We start from the raw sequence: 18162 nt of genomic DNA, 5'->3' as shown, positions 1-18162 counted from the left end.
ACCGGTGGGGGCCACCCACCCGGTCGCGGGGGCCCTTCCCGGGCACGGCCCCGCGCTCCGTGGTCTGTTGATGCGCAGTCAGGTGATGCGCCCTGGCAGCGCGCTCCGCTGGATGCCCTGGTGCGCGGTCAGCCTGCGCTCGTGAAGAGCAGGCCCTTGGGGTGGACCGCGGCGAGGCCGGCGATGGGCGTGAGCGTTCCGTTGTCGAGGTTGAGCGAGGCGAGGTAGTTCGCGCCCGACTTAGGGGTCACGGTGGACACGGCCGTGCCGCTGGCGAAGTTGCCGGTCACGGCGTCGACCGTGTTGTGGTCCGGGTCGGTGAGCCAGAGGGTCTGACCTGCACCGGAGGCGAAGACCGTGTCGTCCACCTGCTTGTTCAGGTTCAGCACCTGCAGCTGCGGTGCCGTCGCGCTGTTCGCGAAGATGAGCTGCTGGTCGCCCTGGGAGTCGAGCATGAAGTCGTTGGCGAACCGCGGGCTCGAGGAGGGGACCACGGTGTTGGAGTCGGGGTCCGTGAGCGCGAGGGTCGTCGAGTTGGCCTGGGCGCCGTCGGCGAGCTGGGCCGTGGAGTTGTCCCGGAAGACGGGAGTGAGCGCCGCAGCGGAGCCGGAGAGCGTCACCTGGTAGACGGCCGGGCCGGAGGCGGTCGCCGGGTTCGAGCCACTGACAAGGATCTTGCCCTGGTAGACGGAGATCGCATCGGTCCCGCCGCCGTGGGTGAGCCCGGTGTAGGCGTAGGTCTTGACGGCGTGGGTGCCCGCGGCCGGGGTCAGGGTGTGGAATGAGGAGTTGCCGTCCTCGTTGGTCGTGACGAGCAGCCGGGAGTTGGCGGCGTCGGCGCCCATACCGTCGATCTTGCCCGTGATGTTCCACGAGGCGCCCGGCTTGCCGTCGAGCGAGTACTGCTGGATCGTGCTGGCGGTGGTGCCGTTCGCGGCGGGCTCGCCGTTCGAGCCGACGCCGTTCTGGAACGCGACGTAGATGCTGTCGCCGAGGCGGACGATGTCATCGGGCTTGGTCTCGCTGCCCACGGCCGCGAAGGTCTTCACGGTATAGGAATCGGCCGTGCCGGTCGGGGTCGTGGCGGCGGCCAGCGCGGGCATCGCGGCTCCGGTCAGGACGGCGGCGGAAAGAGCGGCGCCGAGCGCGAGCGCGCGGCGGCGGGGAGTCTCGATGTTCATGGCGGTCCTCTGTTCGGTTGTGTCGGTCCGTCCCCCGGTGGCCACCATCCGCCTGCCGAGTGGCTCCCGCGTGGCCATCGGGTGAATTCCGGCTTGCCGGGTCGTGGGAAGACCCTGAAAGCCCAGCATCACTGGCGCCAGTGCCTCACCATTGCCGTGGGCTTTTGCGAGCTCCGCCCGCGCTGAACTGGTAGCATTGACTGCTGGTCCTCCAATCGGGAGGGCGTTCACACCTGGCCTCTGGCAAAATCCAGGGGCAGAAGCAAAGGGCCTATTGTGAAGTCTGATATTCACCCCAAGTACGATTACGTGGTCTTCAACGACCTCGCCTCCGGCCAGAAGTTCCTCACGCGCTCCACGGTCTCCTCGGACAAGACCACCGAGTGGGAGGACGGCAAGACCTACCCGGTCATCGACGTCGAAATCTCCTCCGAGTCGCACCCGTTCTACACGGGCAAGCAGCGCATCATGGACTCGGCCGGCCGCGTCGAGCGCTTCAACGCTCGCTTCAAGAACTTCGGCAAGAAGGCCTGACCTCAGGCAACTGCCACCCGAAGGCGTCGTCCCCTCGCGGGGACGGCGCCTTCGCTGTCTGCACGCCGGGTGCGGTCCGACGGCGCCGGGCCGGGTCTAGGCTGGATCCGTGGCTGAACATCACGGCGAATTCAAAGTGCCAGGCGGCAAGCTCGTGATCGCGGACCTCGCGACCGAGGACGGCTCGATTACCTGGGCGAGCATCAATGGCGACTTCTTCCTTGAGCCGGACGAGGCTCTCGCGGACATCAACGAGGCCCTCGTCGGCCTCTCCACGCAAGCACCGAACTCGACGATCAGCCAGGCGGTAGCCGACGCGGTTGGTCCCTCCACCGTCATGTTCGGCTTCGACCCCGATTCCGTGGCGGTCGCGGTCCGCCGCGCTCTTGGCCACGCGACCACGTGGGCGGACCACGAGTGGGAGATCATCCCGCCGAGCACCCTGACCATCACCGAGAACGTCGCGCTGGACGAGGTCCTCACCCGTGAAGTGGGGGAGGGGCGCCGCAATCCGACCCTTCGCCTGTGGGAGTGGGACGAACGCTCGGTGGTGATCGGCAGCTTCCAGTCCTACCGCAACGAGGTCGATCCGGACGGCGTCGCGAAGCACGGCGTCACCGTGGTGCGCCGCATCTCGGGCGGCGGCGCGATGTTCATGGAGGCCGGCAACTGCATCACGTACTCGCTGTACCTTCCCTCCTCGCTCGTCGACGGGCTCTCGTTCGCGGACTCCTACCCCTTCCTGGACGCGTGGGTCATGGAGGCGCTCGCAAAGATCGGCGTCAAGGCGTTCTACAAGCCGCTCAATGACATCGCCACGGACGCCGGGAAGATCGGCGGAGCGGCGCAGAAGCGGCTCGTCACGGGCGGCATGCTGCACCACGTGACCATGAGCTATGACATCGATGCGGCCAAGATGACCGAGGTCCTGCGGATCGGACGCGAGAAGATCTCGGACAAGGGCATCGCGAGCGCCCAGAAGCGGGTCGACCCGCTCAAGCGGCAGACCGGGATGTCCCGTGAGGACATCTTCGAGGCCATGATGGCCACGTTCGAGGGCCGCTACAGTGCACGCCGGGCGACGCTCTCCGAGGCGTCGCTCGCCGATGCGCGCGCCCTCGCCGAGCGCAAGTTCGCCACCCGCGAGTGGCTGCACCGCGTCCCCTAGCGCGGCCGCGGCACCGCAGCGGTGACCGGGACGCACGACGGCGAGCGGTCGCCGTCGTGCGCGCTCCCCAGACGCGCTGGGTGGCACGCCGGACTGCCGGTCCGGCTGCTACCCCTCCCGCGACCGCGCCTGGGCGACGAGCGCGCGGTGGAGGTGGTCCCGTTCCTCGATGACGATGCGCCGGAGGGCGGCCGGCGCTGAGGTGTTCTCGGCGAGCCACTGGTCGGTTCTCTCGAGCACGGGGTTCTGGGCAGGCGTCTGGTCCCACGCGAGCGTCGAGTCGCCCGGGAAGAGTCCGCCCACGAGCCGCGTGGCGATCTCCTGAGAGCGCTCCTCCCACACTCGGGTGAGCATAGCGAAGTAGCGCTCGATGAACGGGTGGCGCAGCGCCTCGAGCCCGAGCATGAAGCCCTCCACGGTCGCTCCGACGAGGTCGTTCGAGAGCGCGTCTCCCTCGATGAGTGCGTGCCATGCAGCCTGCTTGGCCTTCGGATCCGGCTGCGCCGCGACGGCGACCGCGTGGCCCACGCTGCCCTTGGCCGTCCGGTCCCGCTTGAGCTCGGCGTCGAGCTCGGCGACCGCGGCCCGGCCCTGGGCTGCCAGAGCCTGCCACAGCGACCAGCGCAGGTCCTGGTCGACTGCGAGGCCACCGAGCGTTTCGGTGCCGTCCACGAGGCCGCGCACGAGGTCGAGCTGTCCACCGCCGTAGCGGCTGCCCTTGGCCAACGCCCGCGCCCAGGCGAGCTGCTGGTCGGAGCCCGGCTCGGCCACGTGCAGCTCCCGCGCGACGGCGGCCAGGTACGTAGCGCGCAGCTCGGGCCGGCCCTCGCCGTGCGTGTACCGCTCGATCCCGGTGCGGGCGTTGTCGATCACCGTCAGCTGGACGCCGATCGTGGACTCGGCCGCGCCGAAGCGTTCGACGGCGCGCACGTAGTCTCCGGCGGGAATCTCGCCGTCGCGCGTCGCATGCCACAGGGCCGTCCAGGCGAGGGCGCGGGCGAGCGGATCGGCGATGGATCCGAGGCTCTCGCGGACCGTGTCCTCGGAGCGGCGGTCGAGGCGCACTTTCGCATACGTGAGGTCATCGTCGTTGACGAGCAGGAGGTCCGGCACCGGAAGCCCGGCCAGCGATCGCAGCTCTGTGACCCCGTCCGGCGCGTCCGCACGAATGTCCACCTCGATCTGGTGTGTCCGCTCGATCAAGCTTGCCCCGCCCGCGGCGCCGGTCGTCCGCGAGTACAGTCCGACGCGCAGCACGTGCGGTCGCGGCGCGGACTTGCCGGTGACGGGATCGACGGCGATCTGCCGCACGGCCACCCGGGTGAGCCGTGCGTCGTCGTGCGCTCCGTCGGTCCCAGCGTCCCGCCCGCTGGCCGTCTCCACGATCGTCTCCAGCACCGGCAGACCTGCGGTCTGCAGCCACGCCGCCGCCCACTCGCGCATGGGTCGTCCTGAGGCGCGCTCGAGGGCGTCGAGAAGGTCCGCCAGGGTCGTGTTCCCGTAGGCATGTGTGGCGAAGTACTCCCGTGCGGCCGCGAGGAAGGCGTCCTCACCGACGTACGCGACGAGCTGCTTGAGGACCGAGGCGCCCTTGGCGTACGTGATGCCATCGAAGTTCTGCTCGGCGGCCTCGAGGTTCGGGATGTCCGCAACGATCGGGTGGGTCGTGGGGAGCTGGTCCTGGAGGTACGCCCACGCCTTGCGGCGGTTCGCGAAGTTCACCCAGGACGTGGAGAAGTCCGTCGCGCGGTCCACCGCGAGGGTCCCCATGTACTCGGCGAAGGATTCCTTGAGCCACAGGTCGTCCCACCAGCGCATCGTCACGAGGTCGCCGAACCACATGTGCGCCATCTCGTGCATGAGGGTGTTCGCGCGGCCCTCGTACTGGGATTCCGCCGCGCGGGACGTGAAGACGTAGTGCTCCGTGAACGTCACGAGTCCCGGGTTCTCCATCGCGCCGAGGTTGTACTCGGGCACGAACGCCTGCTCGTACTTGCCCCACGGGTAGGCCGGGGAGAAGACGGAGTGGTAGAAGTCCAGGCCACGCCGCGTGAGGTCGAAGATCCGCTCGGCGTCGAAGTGCTCGGCGAGAGAGGCGCGGCAGAACGCGGCGAGCGGCAGCGTGACCGGCTCGCCGTCGCGCGTGGTGCCGGTCCAGGACGCCTCTGCGCGGTGGTACGGCCCCGCGAGCACGGCGGCGAGATAGGTGGGCATCGGCGGCGTCGGAGCAAAGTCCCAGCGGCCCGCCGTCGGGTCGCCGGGAATCGGCTCGGCCTGCGCGGTGGCCTCACCATTCGCGCTCACGACCCACGACGACGGCGCGAGCACCGTGAACGCGAACGTCGCCTTGAGGTCGGGCTGCTCGAAGTTCGCGAAGTAGCGGCGTGCGTCCGCAGGCTCGCACTGGGTGTACAGGTAGGTCCGGCCGTCGGCCGGGTCGACAAACCGGTGCAGTCCTTCGCCGCTGCGCGAGTACCGGGCCAAGCCGGTGACCACGAGCCGGTTCTGGGCCGCGAGGCCCGTCAGGCGGATCCGTGCGCCGTCGTACACCACCGCCTCGTCGAGGAGCCGGCCGTTGAGCTCGACCCGCACCACGGACTCGCCGAGGAAGTCGGCGAAGGTCGTGGAGCCCGGCTCAGCGCGGAACTCGACGGCGGTCGTCGTGGGGAACGAGGTCGAGGCGGGATCCTCCGCCTCGCGCAGGTCCAGGGTCACTGTGTAGGAGTCGACGGCGATGAGACGGGCCCGCTCGGCGGCCTCATCCCGGCTCAGGCTGTGGGTTGGCACACGCCATTCAACCACGCCCGCGACGGGGCGCCATCGCCCCCTGAAGCCGGAAACACGCCGGATTCCCGACCGGACATGCGTTGCGGCGCGAATGGTGAAAAGCTAACCCCTATGTCGGATCTCTTCGAGGACTACTCAGTCGCCGCCGAGCGTACCGGCGCGTACGACGAGATGTTCGCGCCGCGCCAAGCGGCACGCCCCAGCTACGGCCATCTCGCGGAGGCTCTCGCAGGACTCGACCTCGCGGATGTGAGCTCGCGCGCGGACTCGATGGCCCGCACCTTCCTCGACCGGGGCGTCACGTTCGACTTCGCGGGCGAGGAGCGGCCCTTCCCCCTCGACATCGTTCCGCGCATCATCCCCGCGGACGAGTGGAGCGTCCTCGAGCGCGGCGTCGCCCAGCGGGTCAGGGCGCTCGAGGCGTTCCTCAACGACGTGTACTCCAAGATGGCCTTGGTGAGCGACGGCGTCGTCCCCCGGCGGCTCATCACGACGAGCCAGCACTTCCACCGTCAGGTCCACGGGTTCGAGCCGGCCGGCGGAGTGCGCGTGCACATCTCGGGAATCGACGTGGTGCGGGACTCGGCCGGGACGTTCCGCGTCCTCGAGGACAACGTGCGCGTCCCTTCCGGCGTGAGCTACGTGCTCGAGAACCGTCGCGCCATGGCCAAGGGCCTCCCCGAGGCGTTCAGCCAGCAGCCGATCCGTCCCGTCGAGGAGTACCCCCGCCGCCTTCTCGCGGCCCTGCGCAAGACCGCACCGGCGGGCGTCGACGAGCCGACCATCGTGGTCCTCACGCCGGGAGTGTTCAACTCGGCGTACTTCGAGCACACGCTCCTCGCAGGGCTCATGGGCGTGGAGCTCGTCGAGGGCCGTGACCTCATCTGCCGCGGAAACCGCGTGTACATGCGCACGACGGCGGGCGAGCAGCGCGTCGACGTCATCTACAAGCGCATTGACGATGACTACCTCGACCCTCTGCAGTTCCGGTCCGACTCGATGCTCGGCTGCCCCGGCCTCGTCAACGCGGCCCGTGCCGGCGGTGTGACGATCGCCAACGCTGTGGGCAACGGCGTCGCCGATGACAAACTCGTCTACTCCTATGTTCCGGACCTCATCCGGTACTACTTGGGAGAGGACCCGATCATCGCCAACGTCGACACCTACCGCCTCGAGGAGGACGCCGCGCGCGAGGAGGTCCTCGACCGCCTCGCCGAGCTCGTGGTCAAGCCCGTGGACGGCTCCGGCGGCAAGGGGCTCGTGATCGGGCCGGACGCGAGTCGCGAGGAGTTGGACACCCTGCGCAAGCGCGTGATCGCCGATCCGCGCGGGTGGATCGCCCAGCCCGTCCTGCAGCTCTCGACCGTTCCGACGCTTTCGGGAGACAGGTTCGGGCCCCGCCACGTGGATCTGCGCCCGTTCGCCCTCAACGACGGCGACGACGTGTGGGTCCTCCCCGGCGGCCTCACGCGGGTGGCCCTCAAGGAGGGGTCGCTCATCGTGAACTCGAGCCAGGGCGGCGGGTCGAAGGACACATGGGTGCTCGCCCAGTCCTCCGATGTGCCCATCGAGGCCGAGCCGCGGCACTCGATCAGCATCCGCGAGCGCACGAGCGTCTGGCCTGTCGAGAGCAACTGGCGCGACCGCCAGGCAGAACAGCAGCAGCAGTGAGGCCGGCCGCCCGCGTGAGTGCGCGCCGTCGTCCGTCCCATCCTGTCCGACCCGCCCATCCCGCCCGAGGAGGCCGACTTGCTCAGCCGCATCGCTGAATCCCTGTTCTGGATCGGCCGCTACGTGGAGCGTGCCGACGGGACCGCCCGCATCCTCGACGTCCACCTAGAGCGGCTCAACCACCTGCCGGCCTCCGAGCAGCGCACCGTCGCGCAGGAACTGCTCGGCGTCATGGGCTCCCAGTCCGACAAGGAGGACTTCCGGCTCACGGACCTCCTGCAGTCCCTCGCGTACGACCGCTCCCACGCGACAAGCATCGCCGGCTCCCTCGGTGCCGCACGCGAGAACGCCCGCCGCGCCCGCGAGACCGTGTCGTCGAGCCTGTGGGAGTGCCTCAACACGACGTACTACGGGCTCAGCCAGCACCGCAAGGATGTGGTGGGGACCTACCGCTTCTGCAATTGGGTCCTCGAGCGCACGGCCATGGTCCGGGGCCTCGCCGACACGACGATGAGCCACGACGAGGGATGGCTGTTCCTCGTGCTGGGCCGCTCGCTCGAACGGGCGGACATGACGGCCCGCATGCTCTCGACACGCGAGGTGCACACTGCGGGGATGTCGTGGGTCAACATGCTGCGGTGCGCGGGCGCCTACGAGTCGTTCCTGCGGACACGGCGCGCCGCGTTCGACGACCGTCACGCCGCCGAGTTCCTGCTCATGGACCGCCTCTTCCCGCGCTCGATCGTGTACGCGCTCCGCGACGCCGACGATGCGCTGGCCAAGCTCGACCCGTCCGACACGCGCGTGGGCTTCATCAATGACGCCCGCCGCATCGTGGGGCAGACACGCACGTTCCTCGAGTTCCACCGCACCGACGACCTCATGGCGGAGCTGCCCGAGCACATGGAACGGGTCCAGCGGGCGGTCGCCCAGACGTCCGACGCGGTCTCGCGCAAGTACTTCAACAGGGCCGACGAGCAGGCCTGGGTGGGAGAGGTTTCATGACCCGGCTGAAGATCCTTCACCGTACCGTCTACCGGTACAACAAGAGGGTCACCCTCTCGTACAACGAGGCGCGGATGACGCCGCTGACAGAGCCCCAGCAGGTGGTGCTGGAGTCGCAGGTGCGCGTTGCGCCGACCCAGGCCGCCGTCAGCTCCTACAAGGACTATTGGGGCAGCCGCGTCACTGCGTTCGACATGCAGATCCCGCACGAGTACCTCGAGGTTGTCTCTTCGACCACTGTCGAAGTGCACCGGGTGGAGCGCGTCCCCTTGGAGGGCGAGGTCGTCTCGTGGGAGCGGCTGCGCAGCCCCGAGGTCGAGGACCAGTTCAGCGACTGGCTGCCGCAGTCCCGGCTCTCAGCCCCGGGCTCCGAGGTGCTCGGAATCGTCCCCGGCCTTGCCGGCGACATGGACCCGAACCAGGCCGCCCACTCCGTCTTCGACTGGATGCGCGGGGAGATGCGCTACATGCCGGGGTCCACCGGCGTGACCACGGACGCCGAGCAGGCCTGGAACCAGCGCCAGGGCGTGTGCCAGGACCTCGCGCACCTCGCGATCGGGTCGCTGCGGAGCCTCGGCATCCCGGCCCGGTACATTTCCGGCTACCTCCATCCGCGCTCGGGGGCTGAGATCGGCGAGGTCGTTGCCGGGCAGTCGCACGCGTGGCTCGAATGGTGGGACGGCGAGTGGCGCTCGTGGGACCCGACCAACCACAAGCCGGCCGGCGACTTCCACGTGACCGTGGCCCGCGGCCGCGACTACCGCGACGTGCCCCCGCTCAAGGGCATCCTGTCCGGCGGCGGAGGCTCGCACCTGGAGGTCACGGTAGAGATCACGCGAGTCGCCTGACGCGCCCCATCCTTCGCGGCGTTGGGTCTCTGGCGGGGCGTTGTGGGGTCTCTGGCGCAGGGTTGTGAGGTCTCTGGCGCAGGGTTGTGGATAACTTCTGCGGCCCCCTCTGTGAAGGTATGCCAGCATGGGGCGCATGAACGCCGATGAGCACTTGAACAGTCTCCTAGGACGTCCCTTCTCGGCCAACGAGGCTCGGGCACACGGATTGAATCCTGTTGACCTCAGGCTCGAGGACATCCGGCAGGTCAGTCGGGGCGTCTTCGTACCAGGTTCCGCACCTCCCGGGCTGGAGGATCTCGTTCGTGCGCATCTGGCGGTCAACCCCGAGGCGTGGGCGTCCCATCGGACAGCGGGCGCGATCCTCGGGCTGTGGCTGCCCCGATGGATCGAGGACCACTCGGCGATTCACCTGAGCAAGCCGTCCCACCTTCCTCGGGTTCGCCGTCCCGGTGTCGTGGGGCACCGTGTGCGGATCCTGGAAGGCGAGCTCGAGGCACGCGAGGGCTTGCGTCTCACCAGTCGGGGCCGAACGTGGCTGGACTTGGGGCATGAACTAACACCCGTCGCGCTCGTTGCGTTGGGCGATCAGCTGATCCGCGTTCCCCGCCCCGAGTTCGAAGGACGAGGGGAGCCCTACGAGACGAAGGCTTCCCTTGCACGCCTTCTACGGGCCCATCCAAAGGTCAAAGGGGTCGGCAAGTGCAAAGAGGCGCTTGCTGACATGCGGGTTGGTTCCGATTCTGTCCCGGAGTCACTCCTGCGGATGTGCCTCATCGCCCACGGATTCCCCGAGCCCGAGCTCCAGATCCGGCTGGATCCCACGGACCCTCGGTCCCCGAGCATTGATATTGGCTACCCGCTGGGTCGCATCGGTATCCACTATGAGGGCGGCCACCATCTGGAGCCTGAGCAGCAGCACATCGATTTATGGCGCGATACCGCTTTCCGGCGCGTTGGGTGGGACCTCATTCACGCGACGGTCGACGACCTGCACGATGACTTTGCTCGCGTGCGCCACGAGCTTCGGATTCTCTTGAGCGATAAGGCGGCATGACCAGGGACCCTTCAACGGTCCGCCAGAGACCCCTCAACGGTCCGCCAGGGACCCCTCAACGGGATCGACGGGGCGGGGCGGGGCGGGGCGTGGCGGCGTCACCAGGGGCTTGGCTTGTAGTCCTTTAGGAAGACCCCGTACAGGTCGGTGCCGCCCTCGCCCATGACGATCGGGTCGTACACGCGCGCAGCCCCGTCCACGAGGTCCAGAGGAGCATGGAAGCCCTCGTCGGCGAGCCGGACCTTGGTGTAGTGCGGCCGCTCATCGGTGATCCAGCCGGTGTCCACGGCGGTCATGAGGATCCTGTCGGTCTCGAACATCTCCCCGGCGCTCGTGCGGGTCATCATGTTCAGCGAGGCCTTCGCCATGTTCGTGTGCGGGTGGCCAGGGCCCTTGTACTTCCGCCCGAACTGGCCCTCCATCGCGGAGACGTTGACCACGTACTTGCGCCGCGCCGTCGAACGCGCCATTGCGGGCCGTAGCCGTGAGACGAGGAGGAAGGGCGCGGTGACGTTGCAGAGCTGGACCTCGAGCATCTCGAGCGGGTCTACTTGGTCCACGACCTGCGTCCACGAGTTGATCGTGGCAACATCCGGGACAAGGCCGCCAGCATCGATCGCGGTCCCCGCAGCGATCCGGTCGAGCGAAGCGGATCCAGTCGAGAGCGCCAGCGCAGTCACGGCGTCGCCCGCGAGCGCTGGATGCTCCGCGACGGATCCGGCGATCGAGAGCGGGTGCTTGTCGTGCGCATGCCCGAACGTGAGCAGCTCGGGACCGCCGTTGGAGGCCAGAAGGGCCGCAGGCAGGGGTTCGGACTCGGCGTCCACGAGCGGCTTGTAGGCGTTGCCCGAACGACGCACTGTCTGGGCGGCGTTGTTGATGATGATGTCGAGCGGACCCGAGGCGTCGAGCGCGTCGGTGAGCGACATGACCTGGGACGGGTCGCGCAGATCGATCCCCACGATCGTGAGCCGGTCGAGCCATTCGCCGGAGTCCTCCATCGCGGCGAAGCGGCGCGCGGCATCCTTGGGGAAGCGCGTCGTGATGGTCGTGTGGGCGCCGTCGCGCAGGAGCCGTAGGGCGATGTACATTCCGATCTTGGCACGGCCGCCCGTGAGGAGCGCGCGCCGCCCGGTCAGATCGGTGCGTGCGTCCCGCTTCGCATGGCTCATCGCGGCACAGTCCGGGCACAGCTGGTGGTAGAACGCGTCGACCTGGGTGTAGTGCTGCTTGCAAATGTAGCAGGGCCGCGAGCGGAGGAGATGCCCGGCGACGTCGCCCGTCGCCGATGGCTTGAGCTTATTGCCCCTCGTCTCGTCGTCGATCCGGTCCGGGGCCGCGGTGGCCGTCTGGGCGATGACAGCTTTGTCCGCCTCGGCCACCGCGTCTCGCTTCTGGGTGCGCGTGAAGCGCCGGTGCGCCTTGAACATCTTGCCGGTGGCACGCCGAACCGCGACGTAATCGGGATGCTCCTCGTCGTACGTGTGGATCGTGCCGAGCACCTTCAGGGCAGCCTGGATTTCCTCAGGGGTCAGTTCGGCGGGCACGTCGGGGGAGCTCATGGCTTCCCATTCTACCGGCGGACCAGGCTGCCCTGATGCTCGGCCCGGACGCTCAGCCCTGGGCGTGGGTGGTCGCGGACGACGGTGAGGACGCGCCGTCGTGGGTCGGCTCACCCGTGACGGCGCGGGCCGCAGCGGTTGCGTGGATCTCCTGGATCTTCTCGGCGACCTCGGGCATGTCCGAAGCGACCTCCTCGAGGACCGCCGGCAGCCTGGACAGCCACGCGGCAGCGAGCTTGCGCTCGTCCTCGTCCGGCTCGGGGACCTCCTGGCCCTTGGACAGGATGGTGATGCCAGACGCAGTGACCTCGAACCCGCGGCGCCGGTCCAGCTTCTCGTCGACGCCGATGGTCGCACCGGGCGGGACGACCACGTTCTTGTCAAGGATCGCGTGGTTCACGACGGCACCGGCGCCGATCTTCACCCCGTCCATGAGCACGGAGCCGAGCACGCGGGCAGCCGATTCCACCCGCACGTCGTGCGAGAGCACCGATCCCTCGACGATGCCGCCAGTGAGGACCGAACCGCTCGAGACGATGGAGTCCAACGCCATGCCGACCGTCCCGCCGGCGCCGCGGACGAACTTGGCGGGCGGGGAGACGCTCTGGTGGGTGTAGATAGGCCACTTCGCGTTGTAGAGGTTGAACACCGGCAGCGGCGAGATGAGGTCCATGTGGGCGTCGTAGAAGGAGTCGAGCGTACCCACGTCCCGCCAGTAGGTGCGGTCCCGCTCGGTGGCGCCCGGGATCTCGTTCGTGGTGAAGTCGTAGACGCCGGCTTCGCCGCGCTCGACGAAGAACGGGATGATGTCCCCGCCCATGTCGTGCTTCGTGTCGAGCCGCTCGGCGTCGCTCTTGAGCGCGTCGACGAGGGCATCGGCGTCGAACACGTAGTTGCCCATCGACGCGAGGAACTGCTCGGGATCGTCGGGCAGGCCAGGCGTGGTGGCCGGCTTCTCGACGAACGCGCCGATCTTGGCCGGCTCGGCGGCGTCGGTCTCGATGACGCCGAACTGGTCCGCCATATTCAGCGGCTGCCGAACGGCCGCGACGGTCGCCTTTGCGCCCGACGCGATGTGTGAGTCGACCATCTGGCCGAAGTCCATGCGGTAGACGTGGTCCGCGCCGACCACGACGACGATGTCAGGCTGGGCGTCGTAGATGAGGTTGAGCGACTGGTAGATCGCGTTGGCGCTCCCGAGGAACCAGCTCTTGCCCACGCGCTGCTGCGCAGGCACCGAGGCGACGTAGTTCCCGAGCTGCGGAGAGAGCCGCCATGTCTCGGAAATATGGCGGTCCAGAGAATGGGACTTGTACTGCGTGAGGACGACGATCTGGAGGAATCCTGAATTCACCAGATTCGACATGGCGAAATCGATGAGCCGATACCCACCGGCGAACGGAACCGCGGGCTTGGCCCGGTCCGCCGTCAGCGGCATGAGGCGCTTCCCCTCGCCTCCGGCGAGCACAATCGCCAATACCTTCTTCGGTGCCACTGCGCAACCCCCGTCATCTGTCGTTAAGGCCTGTGTAACCTAGCCTCCGCCGCTGCGGAGCGCGGTTGTCTTCACACTAGATCACGATCGAATGACGGACTACGTTGAACCCGTGCGAATTGACATTGTGACCAAGGAATTTCCCCCGGAGATCTATGGCGGCGCCGGGGTCCACGTGGCCGAGCTCAGCAGGGTCCTCGCCCGCGAGGTGGATCTGCACGTGCACGCCTTCGGCGCTGCCCGCGAGCCGCAGGTCAATGGCGCGACGGTGACCTCATACCAGGTGCCCGAGTACCTCAAGGGGTCCAACGCGGCCCTCGAGACCCTCGGCATCGACTTGGGGATCGTGCCCGACGTCGGGGGCGCGGACCTCGTGCACTCGCACACCTGGTACGCGAACATGGCCGGCCACCTCGCCTCGCTCATGCACGGCATCCCGCACGTCCTCTCGGCGCACAGCCTCGAGCCCCTGCGCCCCTGGAAGGCCGAGCAGCTCGGAGGCGGCTACCGCCTCTCGTCCTGGGTCGAGAAGACCGCCTATGAGGCCGCCAACGCGATCATCGCCGTCTCCCACGGCATGCGCGCGGATATCCTGCGCTGCTACCCCGAGGTGGACCCGAACAAGGTCAAGGTGGTGCACAACGGCATCGACGTCTCCCTGTGGGGCCGCGATGAGGGCACCGAGCATGTCCGGGCACTGGGTATCGACCCCGCCAAGCCGTCGGTCGTCTTCGTCGGCCGCAACACGCGCCAGAAGGGCGTCCCGTACCTGCTGCGTGCCGCGGCCAAGCTGCCCGCCGACATCCAGCTGGTGCTCTGCCTCGGAGCCGCGGACACCCCGGAGCTCGCGGCCGAGACGGCCACGCTCATCGACGGGCTCAGGGCCGAGCGCGAGGGTGTGATCCTCATCGAGCGGATGCTCCCGCGTGCCGAGCTCATCCAGGTGCTCAGCCACGCGACGGCGTTCGCGTGCCCGAGCATCTACGAGCCCCTCGGCATCGTGAACCTCGAGGCCATGGCGTGCGGTGCAGCCGTTGTTGCGACCGCGACCGGAGGCATTCCCGAGGTCGTCGACCACGGCATCACCGGCCTGCTTGTCCCGATCGAGCAGGTCACGGACGGCACCGGCACTCCGACCGATCCCGAGAAGTTCGTCGCGGACTTCGCCGCCGCGCTCGAGGAGGTCGTCTCGGACCCGGCGCGCGCACGTGAGATGGGAGAGGCCGGCCGGACCCGTGCCGAGGCGAACTTCTCGTGGGACACCATCGCCCAATCCACGCTCGAGGTCTACCGCAGCGTCCTCTGAGGGGTCACTACGCACGACGACGGCGGCGCACCCCGCGCGGGGTACGTCGCCGTCGTCGCGTCTCGCCTGCTACGGACCTCAGTCCCGACTGACGTTGACCTTGGTGGGCCCAGGCCCCGTTTCGGGGACCACCGGGACGCGGACCTCGAGGACGCCGTCGTGGTAGCTGGCCTTGACGTCCTCGCCGTGTGCGCCACGGGGAAGGTCGATCGTGCGGGCGAACGAGCCGTAGCGGAACTCGCTGCGGAACCCGCCCTTCGATCTGTTCTCGGTGTCCTCGCGGCGCTCCGCCTTGATCGACAGGACGCTGTCGTGCACCGTGACGTCCACGTCCTTCTCGGGGTCGATGCCGGGCAGCTCGACGCGCACCACGAGGGCGTCGCCGTCACGGAACTGCTCGACTCGCAGCCAGGCGGTCTCCCACTCGTCCACGAATCGCCTGAACTGGTCCGGCAGGCCGAAGCGGCGCATGCCCTCCGGCATCATGTCCCACGGGCCTCTGCGGCCCCATCCCTCGCCCACGGATAACCTCCTGAGTTGCCCCGGGCGCCGGTGCGGCCGGGTCCTGACTTCAGGCTAGTCCCGGCCGCTGGGAGGGGGAAGGGACCTACGGCCGCTTCAGGTTCTTCTCCTTCACAGGAGCCGTGCCCAACTTCCGCAGCTGGGCGAAGTACGCCGCGGCCTCCTCCTGGCGCTTCGCCTCGATCCCGCTCGCCACGGTTGACCGGATGTGGTCCTGGGTGTAACCGAACGCATCCACGAGGTCGAGGGCGTGGGGGCGGAGTTTGGCGAGGAGCCGGTTGATGTACTCGCCGACGGTGCGTCCGCGCTGCATCGACAGGCGGCCGTTCATGAGGTGCCACTCGAGGTGCTTCTCGATGAGTGTCAGGCCGAAGAGGTCGCGCAGCCAGGTCAGGACCTGCCTGGTACCGGGATCCTCGATCTTCTCGAGCGCCTCGGTGAACGCCTCCCACTGCAGGAGCTCGGCGTGCGCACGGGCGGCCTCGATGAGCTCGTTCTGGTGGTCGTTGAAGCGCGCGGCCGCCTCGGCCTGCGGCAGCCTGTTGGCGCCCTGGAGGGCCTGCGCCACCTGCGCAACCATGGTCTGGACCCGCTCGGCGAGCAGCAGCCGCTGGGTGTCGGGGTCGCGCAGGGCGAGGGCTGATCGCTGGGCGCGCCCCGAGTCGGCGATGAACTGGCCCACGGCGCCGAGGCCGGTCTTGAACGCTACGCCGCGTGCCTGGCCGAGCGCGAACTTGGCCAGGGCCCCCACGGTCATGGCGCGGAACTCCTTGGCGTAGTCGTTCAGGAGCCGCTTGGCGACGAGCTGGAGGAGCACGTTGTTGTCGCCCTCGAACGTCGCGTAGACATCGAGGTCCGCGCGCAGGGAAGCGAAGCGGTTCTCGATCATGAAGCCCGCGCCGCCGCACGCCTCGCGGCACTCCTGGAGCGTCTCGAGCGCGTGCCACGTGGAGAGCGGCTTGAGCGCGGCGGCGAAGGTCTCCAGGTCCTGGCGGTCCTCGTCGGTGTCCTGCTGACCGGAGAACACGCCGTCGAACTTCCCCAGCAGCTCCTCGTGGGCGAAGCTCATCGCGTACGTGGCCGCGAGCAGCGGGAAGAGGCGGCGCTGGTGGCGCTGGTAGTCCAGGAGCACCTCCTCGGCAGTCTCGGAGGAAGCGTTGAACTGGCGGCGTTCGCTCGCGTACCTGATGGCCGCGGTGAGGCCGACCTTCGAGGCGGCGACCGCGGCGCCGTCGAGCGAGACGCGGCCCTGGACGAGGGTGCCGAGCATCGTGAAGAAGCGCCGGCCGGGGCTCGCGATGGGGGAGGTGTAGGTGCCCTCCGCGGAGACGTCGCCGTACCGGTTGAGCAGGTTGGTCCGCGGGATGCGTACGTCCTCGAAGCAGAGGCGGCCGTTGTCGATGCCGTTGAGGCCGCCCTTGACGCCGTCGTCTTCGGTCTTGATCCCGGGAAGCGGTTCCCTGGTCTGCGCGTCGCGGATGGGCACGTAGAACGCGTGCACGCCGTGGTTGACGCCCTTGACGATGAGCTGGGCGAACACCGTCGCCGCGATGCCGTCCTTGGCCGCGTTGCCGAGGTACTCCTTCCACGCCGCGCGGAACGGGGTGTTGATCACGAACTCGTCGGCTGCCTCGTCATACGTGGCGGTCGTCGCGATGCTCGCGACGTCGGAGCCGTGCCCTATCTCGGTCATGGCGAACGCGCCCGGCACGGTCAGGTCCATGATGTCCGGCAGCCACTTCCTGTGGTGCTCTGCGGTGCCCAGGTGCATCACTGCGGCACCGAAGAGGCCCCACTGCACGCCCGCCTTGATCTGCAGCGACGGGTCTGCGGTCACGAGCTCCTCGAAGCCCGCAACGTTGCCGCCGTGGTTGTCTTCGCCGCCGAGTTCCTTCGGGAATGCGCGCTGGATTGCCTGGTGGTCCACGAGGTATTTGAGCTGGCCGAACACCCGCTCGCGGTGCTCGATGTGGGTCAGGCCCTCGAGCTTGTGCAACTCGGGCTTGGCGGCGAGCTCCCGCGCTTGCCTGCGGACATCGGCCCACGCACCGAGGAGGTACTCCCCGAGGGCGGCAACGTCGACACGGGGGGACGGCTCGAGGTCGGCCAGGTCTGCCTCGGCAGGGGCGGTCGCGGTAGCGGTGGTCGGATCGGTCACGGGGTCTCCTTTGCGGGAACGGCTGCGGTGGGGTGTGGTTCATGGACGACGGCGGCGCTCGCCGATTGCGTGTGGCTCGCCTGCGCGGCGATGCCGGCGAAGAGCCAGTCGGCGATCAGGGCGGCCATCTGTTCGAGGCCGGGCTTCTCGGGCGAGGGGGGAGCAGCGAGCCAGCGCTCGCCGGCGGTCCGCACGAGCCCGATGGCAGCGCTGGGCCAGTAGTCGAGGGTGGCCGACGCCGCGGGGTCGAGGTAGCGGCTCATCGGCGCCTGGATCATCGTGGCGATCGCGTCGAAGAAGCTTCCGAACGCTTCATCCGCGGCGTGCCCGGCGGCACTGCTCCGGCCGGCGGTGGCGCGCTGGACGGCCGGCTCCGACGGTGCCGAGCCCACCGGCACGCGGGTGACGAATTCGTAGACGTTGGGCGAACGGACGGCCATGCCGAGGTACGCGGCGACCATTGCGCGGAGCCCCTCGTAGGGGGTCTGGGCCGCGGCGGCAGCCTGGGCGATGCGGACCTGCATCTGAGCCAGCACGAGGGCGCCCATCGCCGCCTGAAGCCCGGCCTTGTCGCGGAAGTACCGGTAGAAGACGGACTTCGACGTACTCGCGGCGGCGGCGATCTCCTCCATGGGGACGTCCGGTCCGAGCCGATGCACGGCCCGGCGGGCCGCGTGGACCAGCTCGACGCGCCTTTCCTCTCGGTGGTTCGCCCAGCGGGCGGTGCGGCCGTCGACGATGGGCTGCCTCGCGACGTCGTACGTGACGGTACCGAGACCTTCAGCACGGGGGGTGGGGTAGTTCACGATACCCAGCGTATCAGGTACGCTTGGTATCGGTAACTCAGGTCACAATCATCGGAGGCATT

The 18162-nt window shown here is 68.7% G+C and carries 14 protein-coding genes; 7 read left to right on the top strand and 7 right to left on the bottom strand.

All coding sequences use genetic code 11. The annotated features are described in order from the left end of the window. Positions 1 to 128: 128 nt before the first annotated feature. Positions 129 to 1181, bottom strand: coding sequence for a hypothetical protein (locus tag RBS60_RS04955; RefSeq protein WP_307956431.1), 1053 nt, complete (start codon positions 1179 to 1181; stop codon positions 129 to 131). Between the two features lie 276 nt (positions 1182 to 1457). Between RBS60_RS04955 and RBS60_RS04950 the strand changes: the two genes are divergently transcribed. Both RBS60_RS04950 and RBS60_RS04945 read left to right on the top strand, forming a co-directional pair. After that, positions 1458 to 1715 carry a type B 50S ribosomal protein L31 gene (locus tag RBS60_RS04950; protein WP_307956430.1) on the top strand — a complete coding sequence of 86 codons (258 nt, stop codon included), beginning with the start codon at positions 1458 to 1460 and terminating at the stop codon, positions 1713 to 1715. Between the two features lie 109 nt (positions 1716 to 1824). Continuing rightward, entirely contained in the window at positions 1825 to 2883 is a 1059-nt protein-coding gene (locus tag RBS60_RS04945; RefSeq protein WP_307956429.1) for a biotin/lipoate A/B protein ligase family protein, read from the top strand. Between the two features lie 108 nt (positions 2884 to 2991). Here RBS60_RS04945 and pepN read toward each other — a convergent pair whose 3' ends face one another. Continuing rightward, positions 2992 to 5670, bottom strand: a complete 2679-nt coding sequence (gene pepN / locus RBS60_RS04940; protein ID WP_307956428.1) for an aminopeptidase N — start codon at positions 5668 to 5670, stop codon at positions 2992 to 2994. A 111-nt stretch (positions 5671 to 5781) separates the two neighbouring features. Here pepN and RBS60_RS04935 point away from each other — a divergent pair, with 111 nt between their 5' ends. From RBS60_RS04935 to RBS60_RS04920, 4 genes are all read left to right on the top strand, one after another. Further along, positions 5782 to 7341, top strand: a complete 1560-nt coding sequence (locus RBS60_RS04935; RefSeq protein WP_307956427.1) for a circularly permuted type 2 ATP-grasp protein — start codon at positions 5782 to 5784, stop codon at positions 7339 to 7341. Positions 7342 to 7419: 78 nt separating this feature from the next. Beyond that, positions 7420 to 8346 carry an alpha-E domain-containing protein gene (locus RBS60_RS04930; protein ID WP_307956426.1) on the top strand — a complete coding sequence of 309 codons (927 nt, stop codon included), beginning with the start codon at positions 7420 to 7422 and terminating at the stop codon, positions 8344 to 8346. Further along, positions 8343 to 9194, top strand: coding sequence for a transglutaminase family protein (locus tag RBS60_RS04925; RefSeq protein WP_307956425.1), 852 nt, complete (start codon positions 8343 to 8345; stop codon positions 9192 to 9194). Before RBS60_RS04930 ends, RBS60_RS04925 begins: the two co-directional genes overlap by 4 nt. A 136-nt stretch (positions 9195 to 9330) precedes the next feature. Continuing rightward, positions 9331 to 10251 (top strand): hypothetical protein, encoded by a 921-nt coding sequence (locus RBS60_RS04920; RefSeq protein WP_307956424.1) that lies wholly within the window; start codon positions 9331 to 9333, stop codon positions 10249 to 10251. A 98-nt stretch (positions 10252 to 10349) separates the two neighbouring features. On the opposite strand, the gene RBS60_RS04915 is transcribed toward RBS60_RS04920, so the two are convergent. Continuing rightward, positions 10350 to 11813, bottom strand: a complete 1464-nt coding sequence (locus RBS60_RS04915; RefSeq protein WP_307956423.1) for an SDR family NAD(P)-dependent oxidoreductase — start codon at positions 11811 to 11813, stop codon at positions 10350 to 10352. 52 nt (positions 11814 to 11865) lie between these two features. Next, the gene (locus tag RBS60_RS04910) at positions 11866 to 13251 is read right to left on the bottom strand and encodes a glucose-1-phosphate adenylyltransferase (protein WP_374049240.1); all 1386 of its coding nucleotides are present in this window, start codon (positions 13249 to 13251) and stop codon (positions 11866 to 11868) included. Between the two features lie 169 nt (positions 13252 to 13420). Between RBS60_RS04910 and glgA the strand changes: the two genes are divergently transcribed. Beyond that, positions 13421 to 14614: a glycogen synthase gene (glgA, locus tag RBS60_RS04905; RefSeq protein ID WP_307956421.1), complete on the top strand. Its 1194-nt coding sequence runs from the start codon at positions 13421 to 13423 to the stop codon at positions 14612 to 14614. A gap of 78 nt (positions 14615 to 14692) precedes the next feature. On the opposite strand, the gene RBS60_RS04900 is transcribed toward glgA, so the two are convergent. The 3 genes from RBS60_RS04900 to RBS60_RS04890 all read right to left on the bottom strand — a co-directional run bounded on the left by RBS60_RS04900 (position 14693) and on the right by RBS60_RS04890 (position 18100). Next, entirely contained in the window at positions 14693 to 15136 is a 444-nt protein-coding gene (locus RBS60_RS04900; RefSeq protein WP_307956420.1) for an Hsp20/alpha crystallin family protein, read from the bottom strand. A gap of 85 nt (positions 15137 to 15221) precedes the next feature. Beyond that, on the bottom strand, positions 15222 to 17246 hold the full coding sequence (locus tag RBS60_RS04895) for an acyl-CoA dehydrogenase (RefSeq protein WP_307956721.1): 2025 nt from the start codon (positions 17244 to 17246) through the stop codon (positions 15222 to 15224). Positions 17247 to 17290: 44 nt separating this feature from the next. Further along, positions 17291 to 18100, bottom strand: coding sequence for a helix-turn-helix domain-containing protein (locus tag RBS60_RS04890; RefSeq protein ID WP_307956419.1), 810 nt, complete (start codon positions 18098 to 18100; stop codon positions 17291 to 17293). Between the last annotated feature and the right edge of the window lie 62 nt (positions 18101 to 18162).

The sequence above is a fragment of the Sinomonas sp. ASV486 genome (assembly GCF_030908215.1).
Classification (GTDB): domain Bacteria; phylum Actinomycetota; class Actinomycetes; order Actinomycetales; family Micrococcaceae; genus Sinomonas; species Sinomonas puerhi.
Note: the sequence above shows the minus strand (reverse complement) of the source record. Positions and strands in the feature narration are given on the sequence as shown.